Origin of the sequence: uncultured Anaerovibrio sp. (genome assembly GCF_947302755.1) — a bacterium.
Lineage (GTDB): Bacteria > Bacillota > Negativicutes > Selenomonadales > Selenomonadaceae > Anaerovibrio.
This window is the reverse complement of record NZ_CAMYWM010000191.1, coordinates 1-3,611: the sequence shown is the minus strand read 5'-3', so window position 1 is coordinate 3,611 and position 3,611 is coordinate 1. Positions and strand designations below refer to the sequence as shown.

Here is a 3,611-nt window from a genome sequence, read left to right as displayed (position 1 = left end):
CCTGCGCATATTTTTCCTCTCCACGTCTGCACCTCCCTGCAGCTTGTATTCTGATGATATTATTATACAGCCATTGTGGGAATACCCTCATTCCTGAGCCAGCCACATCTTTTTCCCGCAGAAGGCAATGCCGTACCTCCATACCGACCTCACCCCCTGCCGGGATAATTCCGCAGGATAAGCCTTTGCCTCGATTTGGGCCAGTGCCCCTTGGGCTGCCTCCTCCAGCCCCCCTTCCTCCTTGACGGTCTTCAGCTCCAGGATAACCCCGGGCAGGTTTTCCTTGGCCGGGAAGAAGGCGATATCAAAGCGGCCGTAGCCGCTTTCCCGGTTTGACTTCACACGGTACCGTCCCTCCAGCCAGACGGAAAGACCCAGCAGCAGGCCGTGGTAAAAGCTTTCAGGGTTATGGCTGCTGTCATGGAAGCTCACAAAGTCCCGCAGCAGCTCCGCCAGATACTGGGCAAAATCCTCACCCCGCCCCTCTGTCATGGCCTCCATCATGTCCATCAGGACGATCTGGCCCTGATGGGGGACGATGTTTTCCATAACCTCAAGGCTATAGGCCCGCCTTATTTCCAGATTTGGTATCTGCAAGGCTGCCCAATCCTCATAATATTCGTCCTTCCATGTCTTCACCGCCTTCAAGTAGCCGGCGGTCAGTAGCATCATATAGAGGGTACTGCGGTCAGAATTCAAATCAGCGTAGACAATATTTTCCCTGATGGGGGTGCTCAGGGTCTTACCCCTCAGCAGGCCAAGCAAATCCGCCTCCTTGCGGGCATCGATACGGGCCAGCAGGGCTTTTAGGATGCTGTTGCCGGAGGTATTGAGCCAGTAAGGCTGGAACTTGCAGTCGTTGTCGATGAAGCTAATCACCGACCAAGGGTTGTAGATTTCCGTACTGCCAAAGAGATAGCCATCATACCACTTCTTGAGGTCGGCACTTCTCGCCTCCAGCCCGCACATGGAGAGCAGCCTATCTGCCTCCTCCTGGGTAAAGCCAAAAATATCACTGTAGCGCTCACTGAGCACAGAGCAAACACGGAGGTTATTCAGGCCGCTAAAGATGCTTTCCTTTGAGACACGGGCCACCCCGGTAAGGACGGCAAAGTCCAAAGCCTCGTTGGTTTTTAGTGCTCCGCTTAAAAATCCCCGCATAAAGTCTATGCACTCATCGTAATAGCCCCGCTCCCATGCGCAAATAATGGGGGCATCGTACTCATCCAGCAGCAATACAGCTTCACGGCCATGATGTTTGCACAACATAAACAACAGAAGCTTCAGGGACATTTGTGACTCGCCCCGATTGGCGCTTTTGTCTATAATCCGCTTAAAAAACAGCTTGTCATCCTCTGCCAGGGCGGGCGAATCCAAAAGGTAACGAAATTGACCATAAAGTCCCCTGAGCATTTCCTGCATGGACTCCTGCATCAGGGCATAGTCCGGCCCCTGTATTTCCTTCAGGCTCAAAAACACCACTGGCCGGCTGCCCTGCTGGGCCATATACTCTTCCCCGGCCCGCTCAATATCCAGCCCGGTGAAAAGCTCCCGGTTCTTGGCCCCATTTTCTATGGAAAAGAAGTACCTCAGCATGGACAGATTCAGCGTCTTGCCAAAGCGGCGGGGACGGGTGATAAGGGTGACCTTGCTATGGCCCTCCAGTATTTCCTTGATAAAGCGGGTTTTATCAACAAAGCAGTAGTTTTTAGTGATAAGCTCACTAAAATCATCCACCCCTATGGGCATGGCCCTGCGCATATTTTTCCTCTCCACGTCTGCACCTCCCTGCAGCTTGTATTCTGATGATATTATTATACAGCCATTGTGGGAATACCCTCATTCCTGAGCCAGCCACATCTTTTTCCCGCAGAAGGCAATGCCGTACCTCCATACCGACCTCACCCCCTGCCGGGATAATTCCGCAGGATAAGCCTTTGCCTCGATTTGGGCCAGTGCCCCTTGGGCTGCCTCCTCCAGCCCCCCTTCCTCCTTGACGGTCTTCAGCTCCAGGATAACCCCGGGCAGGTTTTCCTTGGCCGGGAAGAAGGCGATATCAAAGCGGCCGTAGCCGCTTTCCCGGTTTGACTTCACACGGTACCGTCCCTCCAGCCAGACGGAAAGACCCAGCAGCAGGCCGTGGTAAAAGCTTTCAGGGTTATGGCTGCTGTCATGGAAGCTCACAAAGTCCCGCAGCAGCTCCGCCAGATACTGGGCAAAATCCTCACCCCGCCCCTCTGTCATGGCCTCCATCATGTCCATCAGGACGATCTGGCCCTGATGGGGGACGATGTTTTCCATAACCTCAAGGCTATAGGCCCGCCTTATTTCCAGATTTGGTATCTGCAAGGCTGCCCAATCCTCATAATATTCGTCCTTCCATGTCTTCACCGCCTTCAAGTAGCCGGCGGTCAGTAGCATCATATAGAGGGTACTGCGGTCAGAATTCAAATCAGCGTAGACAATATTTTCCCTGATGGGGGTGCTCAGGGTCTTACCCCTCAGCAGGCCAAGCAAATCCGCCTCCTTGCGGGCATCGATACGGGCCAGCAGGGCTTTTAGGATGCTGTTGCCGGAGGTATTGAGCCAGTAAGGCTGGAACTTGCAGTCGTTGTCGATGAAGCTAATCACCGACCAAGGGTTGTAGATTTCCGTACTGCCAAAGAGATAGCCATCATACCACTTCTTGAGGTCGGCACTTCTCGCCTCCAGCCCGCACATGGAGAGCAGCCTATCTGCCTCCTCCTGGGTAAAGCCAAAAATATCACTGTAGCGCTCACTGAGCACAGAGCAGACACGGAGGTTATTCAAGCCGCTGAAGATGCTTTCCTTCGAGACACGAGTCACCCCGGTGAGGACGGCAAAGTCCAAAGCCTCATTGGTCTTCAGTGCCTCACTTAAAAATCCCCGCATAAAGTCTATGCACTCATCGTAATAGCCCCGCTCCCAGGCACATATAATAGGTGCATCGTACTCATCAAGAAGCAGCACCGGTTTCTGGCCGTAGTGTTTCCTGAGGTTTTTTATAAGGTTTGCCAAGGCAGACTGCAGTTTGCCCGGAGTACATGCCTCATCCAGCACGGCAACAAAGTATTTTTTTTCTTGGGGAGAGAGGGCATCACTATTCTGCAAATAGCCTTCACGCCCATAAATCTGCCCCATCAGCTCGGCCATTTTCTCCAGAAGTCCTGCAAAGTCCCTGGCCTGTACATCCTTCAGGCTCAAAAACACCACCGGCCGGCTGCCTTGCTGGGCCATATACCTTTCCCCAGCCCGCTGGATATCCAGCCCTGCGAAAAGCTCCCGGTTCTTTTCCCCATTTTCTATGGAAAAGAAGTACCTCAGCATGGACAGATTCAGCGTCTTGCCAAAGCGGCGGGGACGGGTGATAAGGGTGACCTTGCTATGGCCCTCCAGTATTTCCTTGATAAAGCGGGTTTTATCAACAAAGCAGTAGTTTTTAGTGATAAGCTCACTAAAATCATCCACCCCTATGGGCATGGCCCTGCGCATATTTTTCCTCTCCACGTCTGCACCTCCCTGCAGCTTGTATTCTGATAAAATGATAACTTATTCAGGTGGAGTTTTAACTCCATCTGAATTTAGTTGAA

2 protein-coding genes are annotated in these 3,611 nt (G+C 52.6%); both read right to left on the bottom strand.

Features of this window, described 5'->3' with window-relative positions:
- Window positions 1-87 precede the first annotated feature (87 nt).
- A complete protein-coding gene (locus Q0Y54_RS12275; protein WP_297968500.1) occupies window positions 88-1,776 on the bottom strand; it encodes an AAA family ATPase in 1,689 nt (562 codons plus the stop codon).
- A 63-nt stretch (window positions 1,777-1,839) separates the two neighbouring features.
- Window positions 1,840-3,528 (bottom strand): AAA family ATPase, encoded by a 1,689-nt coding sequence (locus Q0Y54_RS12270; RefSeq protein ID WP_297968497.1) that lies wholly within the window; start codon window positions 3,526-3,528, stop codon window positions 1,840-1,842.
- Between the last annotated feature and the right edge of the window lie 83 nt (window positions 3,529-3,611).